Here is a 5758-nt window from a genome sequence, read left to right on the forward strand (position 1 = left end):
GTGGTGTACGAGGTGTCGGTCTCGTTCCCGTTCGCGTCGAACGCGGCAGTGGGACGCCCGTAGGCGTCGTAGACGGTGGCGGACTTGGTCTTGTAGGTGAACGCACCCCCGCTGTACCCGGTCACGTCCTGCTCCACCGAATCGTCACCCAACGTGGGCGCGGCCTGCGGCCAGGTGAAGGAAGTGGGCTGGGGCCAGGTGGCCGCCAGGGTCGGGTTGTCGTAGAACGTCCGGGTGTCCGACACCACGTCAGTGGCCTTGTTCAGACCCACCGGCGCGGTCAGCGCGTTGACCTGCGCCGCAGTCGGGACACTGGAACCACCCGGGGAGGTGCCGCCACAGGGCTTGTCGTCGGTCTCCGTCTCGGCCACCAGCCCGACCAGGTTCAACGCCGTGTTCGCCGGGGCGTACACCGTCCGGGTGCAGGTCGCCTGCGAGGACCCGGTACCGACCAGGCCCAGGTCACCGTGGGAGAAGGAGTACAACTCCATCCCGAACGTCACCGAGGCCGGATCGGTGTCGAAGCTGCTGTCGGACTCCGTCGTGCGCCACGTCGTCGGCGAGGTGTCCGTCAGCGCCTGCCGACTCCACGTCTCCACCTGCCCCACCGCGTTCGCCGTCAACGGCGGCAACCCGCTGCGGGTCCGACTCAACGTGGCCGGAGAGACCCAGTACGAGTTGATACTCGAATGGTCGACCGGCCCACCGTCGTAGGTGTACGTGGCCGACTCCAGCGGATTCCCGGCCAACTGGTCACTGTCGGTGTGCTTACCGCCCTGCGAGTCCGTCAGGGAGACCGACCTGTTGGAGGTGGACGAGAGCCAGTCCCCGTCCATGCCCCGGTAGTACCAGCTCTCCGACTCCGTCAGCGGATCCGTGCCCTGACCGGTCCGGGTCTGCACATCCCCGAAACCGCGCCACTGCCCGTAGGTACGGTACTTCGCCTGCACCAACTCGTTGTCGTCGTAGTGCCACGCACCCCCACCGACGTACTTGTACCCGGTGAACAACCCCGCCGACCCGCCCGAAGGATCCGACTGCGACACCGACTGCACCACGTACTTGTTGAACCAGTCCGTATACGGCGCCCCATTGGTCGCCCACACCACCGGGAAACACGACAACGTATTCGTCGACGGCACCAGCGAAGCGACACCCGACGCCGTACACGGGTTGTTCAGCTCGTACTTGACGCTGATCACACTGCCGGTCTCGGTGGTCACCGCCCCGATCCGGTACCGGTTCAACGGCCCCAGCCCCGCCCCGACACCGGTGGTGAAGTTCACCCGGTTCGCCAGCATCGTCGGCGTGAACGAGACCTGCGGCAGCGTCACGGCCGGGCCGCCCGCGGTGGTGTCGTCACCGGTGTGGGTGATCGTGTTCAGCCACAGCGTCGAGGTGTTGAACGTCCCCGTCGTCGGAATCAACTGCCCCAGCGCCCACGAGTCGACCGTGTTGTACTTCGTCCCGTTCCACTGCTCCGTCTCGATCTTCGTCAACCGCAACGTCGAGAAGAACGCAGGCCCGTAACTCGTACAGGTCGCCCCCTGCGCGCAGACCAGGTCGAACGGCACATCGGGCCAGTTCGGGGCGTTGGTCGCGTTCAACGGGTCGCAGGTGCCCGACACACACCGCTCACCGGCGCTCAGGACCACCTTCTCCGGCACCGTCCCGTAGGCGCTGCCGGCCGTGAAGCCGTAGTCGATGTGGTCCAGGTGCGAGTCCCGAATGTAGGGGACGTTGGTGTGCGCGCCGTTGTCCTCGGCGTAGTAGTTGGTGTCCTGCCCGTAGTAGTACGACATCGCACTGCCACGCAGATCCGTGACGTAGTCCAGGTGCCACCGGTAGGCCATCGTGCACACCGAGGAGGTGAACCCCGAGGCGGAGTAGCACGGGTCACCCGGGTTGGCGGAGTACACCGGCTCGTAGTCCACCGACTTGGTGGTGGGCTTGCCCGAGGTCCACCCGGGCAGTTCATTGCGGCCGAAGGAGTAGACGGTGCCGGAGCGGTCGGTCACGGTCCAGTAGTCCGTGTTGTACGTGCCGGAGCCGTTGTTGCTGCCGGTCACGTGCTTGACCACGTCGCCGTTGTCGCTCGCCGGCTTCCACGTCCCCCCGGTGCCCTTGGTCGCGTCCCAGATCAGCTGGGTGCTGGACCCGTTCAGCGACAGCGTCAGCAACGGCCCGTCGTAGCACATGTCACCGGTCTTGTCCGCCGCCGGCAGCGTCACCCCCTCCGGGTCGTCACCGCAGGTCACGAACGACTGCTCGATGAAGGAGTCGCCCATCGACCACCCGTCCCCGATCCACGAGGACTGCGACTGGGTGGAAGCGGTCTGCCCGTCCACACTGCCCGAGTCGTACGACAGGCCCAGGCTGGGAGCCAGGGCCGAGACCGCCGGCGGGACCGTGATCGGGTAGGAGTAGTCGAAGGAACCCGACGAGCCCCCCGACGTCCACGAACCGGACGGCTTGAGCGAGGTCGCACCGTACTGCCCACCCGCACCGCCCCCGTCACCCGAGGACACCGACGCCGTCGCCGCAATCACCATCGCACCGCCCTGCACGGCGGACGCACCCAGGCTCGCCGTCGCGGACAGCGGCTTCACCACCCCCGCAGCAGCCCCGAGGGTCACCGTCGCGGACAGGGACTTCGCCGACGCGTCGTTCGACGTCACCAACGGCGTCTGCACCCGGCACGCCGCCACCTGAGGAGTCGTCAGGGAACAGGCCGGGAGGCTGACCAGGCGCAGACGCGAGGCATAGTCACCGCCGTAGGCCTGGGCGAAGGAGGAGTAGTCCACCCCCACCCGCACCGCACCACGCCCCGCACCCGACGGTGTCACCTGGGCAAGGACCCCGCTGACACCGACAGCGGCAGCCGCGCTGTGGGCCAGCACCTTGACGCCAAGTGAGGACGGACCGCTGTAGGCGCCCTTCTTGTCCGGGACCGCCTGCCCCCACACCGGATTGGCAGCCGCCTGCCCCTTCGCCGCCGCCTGCTTCAACGGCACCGTCCCGGCCGAGGACGCCGGGAAACGCGTCGCAGCCGCGGTCGCGGTGTAATTCTTCGGCTGCTTCGGCGCAACCGCCGCCTTGGATTTGACCTCCGTCACCGGAACCGGATGACCCAACGCCGGCTTCGGCGCCACACCCGCCACCGCCACCGCAGGAGCAGCCAACGCAGTGGAGGAGATCCCGAGTTGGGCAATCAACGCCGCCGCAACAAGCAACGCGACCCGCACCCACACCAACCGGTGCCCACTCCACCAAAGCCTGGCCTTCACCACTGCCCCCTGCGTCCCGATGACCATGTCGCCGATCAGCGAACGCTGGGGCCACAGCCGCATACAGATGCCGGGTCAGCGTTGATCACGTGGACGCTAGCAGTCGCGCCGAGCAGCGGTGCAATAGTTCCCTCAGCGGATTCAAGCGCAATCCACCCATATCTTGAATTTATCTGGCAAATGTTCCTGTGACGTACGCCACAGCCCTATATCAAAGGCCCAGCCCCGGATCGGACCCAAGTAAACCTCCCATGGCCGTCGTCTACGGATAGAGCCATAGAGGCCATAGGTCAAGCCCACTCAGCCGCACAGCCAGCGCCTTCGCCGCTATAGGTAAAGATTCCCCCAAGGTTCGATGACGAAAGTCATGAATCCGACCATTAGGCCATTACCGCTGTCCTAGAGAGAGGCACGGGAAGATCTCATCCGGCGATACTCGCGGTGACGGGGGCGATCTGCGCACCTCGGATCGGGCTGATAGGAACAAAAAGGGCAATGGCACTTCAGCAACGTTTGTACGCACATGGCAGAGGGGTGACGGCGCTGCTGGCCGTCGCGCTCGCCGCAGCCTCACTCACAGCCACCGCGCCTCACGCTGCTGCGGCGGCCGCCGGCAAGGCCGTGGTTCCTGCAGCGGCGCCTGCAGGGCTGTTGTCCGCGCAGCAGGCCGCGGCGCGCGCGAAGTCCACCGGCAAACCGGTGGAGGTCACCTCACTGACCTCGACGACCTCGCTGACCGAGGCGAATCCGGACGGGACCCTGACGCTGACCGAGTCGGCCGTCCCCACCCGCGTGCGCCAGCACGGGAAGTGGGCGGACCTGGACGCCACCCTCAGGACCAACCCGGACGGCACCCTGTCCCCGGCCGCCTCGCTGAACCAGGTGGTCCTGTCGGGGGGCGGCAGCGCCCCATTCGCGTCGCTCTACACCGGCGGCCAGGGCCTGTCGCTGTCCCTGCCGGTCACCCTCCCCCACCCCACCGTGTCCGGTTCCAGCGCCGTGTACGCCGACGTCCTGCCCGGCGTGGACCTGACCGTGACCGTCCAGACCAGCGGAGCGGTCAGCGACGTCTTCACCGTCCGCACCCCTGAAGCAGCCGACAACCCCCAACTGGCAAGCCTGCTCACCAGCACCACTACCACCACTCGCGGACTCAAGGTCCAGTCCGACACCGCCGGGAACCTCGCCGTCACCGACGCTGCCGGCCACCCTGTCTACACCGCACCCACCCCCCTCGCCTGGGACTCGGCCACCGCACCCGCAGCTGCCGCATCCACCACCAGTGGCAGCCGCGCCGCCGCCAAGGCCCAGAGCGCAGTCGCCCCCCAGAGCGCCGCGGAGGACCAGGCTCCCGCCTCAACGGTCGACGCTCCCGGTCGCGACGCCCATGTCGCCACGCTCAAGGTCGATACCAGCCCGGGATCCATCTCCCTGGACGAGCCCAGCGCCCTGCTCACAGCCCCCGATACAACCTGGCCGGTCTACCTGGACCCGACACTCTCCCCGGAGTACGGCAACACCGGCTGGTCCAGCCCGGGTTCAGGCGTCGCCAGTGACAGCTACTGGAAGAAGAGCGTCTCCTACACCGGCGACACCGAAGTCGGCAACAGCGGCGACGTACAGGGGGAAGCGATGAGCATCTTCGACTTCCCCATCGACCTCACAACCCTGCGCGGCGCCCAGATCTACGCCGCCACCTTCGGCATCAAAGAGGACTACTCCTGGGCCTGCCCCACCTCCGGCCACAACCAGACCGTCAACCTCTACGCCCCCAGCCAGGTCCTCACCTCCGCCAACGCCACCTGGAACGCCTGGGTCAACAACCTCGGCAGCAGCGTCGACTCGCACTCCTTCGCCCTGGGCTACAACTCCAGCTGCCCCGCCAACAGCACTCCCCCCTTCGACGTCAAGACCGAGATCACCAATGACGTCACCGCGAGCAAGGCCACCCAGACCCTGGTCATGCGCGCCGCCGACCACACCGACGACTACGCCTTCAAGCAGTTCGACCCCAAGACCGCCCAGCTGACCGTCACCTACGACCAGTACCCCAACACCCCCACCGGGCTGAAGACCTCACCGGCCACCAACTGCACCAGCACCGTGCTGGGCGACACCAGCGTCACCCTGTACGCCGTCCAGTCCACCGTCACCAAGAGCTCGCTGACCACCACCATCGACCTCTACAAGACTTCGGACAGCACCAAGACCAACCTGCTCACCCCCGCCAACGGCATCGCCTCCAACACCTGGACCGGCGGCTCCGGGCAGTCCGCCGTCCTGACCGTGCCCGAGTCCTTCTACAAGGCCCGGGCCGGCGGCGCGGCCACCACCTTCTCCTTCATCGTCAGAAGCAGCGACGGCACCCTGGCCTCCAAGAGCTGGTCCACCGCGTGCACCTTCACCTGGGACCCGACCAAGCCCGGCGCCCCCAGCGTGTCCCCCGACCCCGCACCCACCGCCGGCGCACA

2 pseudogenes are annotated in these 5758 nt (G+C 67.4%); one reads left to right on the top strand and one right to left on the bottom strand.

Annotated features, from left to right (window positions below):
• Positions 1-3116, bottom strand: a pseudogene (locus tag ACEZDG_RS37815) (RHS repeat-associated core domain-containing protein); the annotation flags it as partial.
• 822 nt (positions 3117-3938) lie between these two features.
• Between ACEZDG_RS37815 and ACEZDG_RS37820 the strand changes: the two are divergent.
• A pseudogene (locus ACEZDG_RS37820) lies at positions 3939-5758 on the top strand (hypothetical protein); the annotation flags it as partial.

It is taken from the genome of Streptacidiphilus alkalitolerans, from assembly GCF_042511045.1.
In the GTDB taxonomy this organism is placed as follows: Bacteria; Actinomycetota; Actinomycetes; order Streptomycetales; family Streptomycetaceae; genus Streptacidiphilus; species Streptacidiphilus alkalitolerans.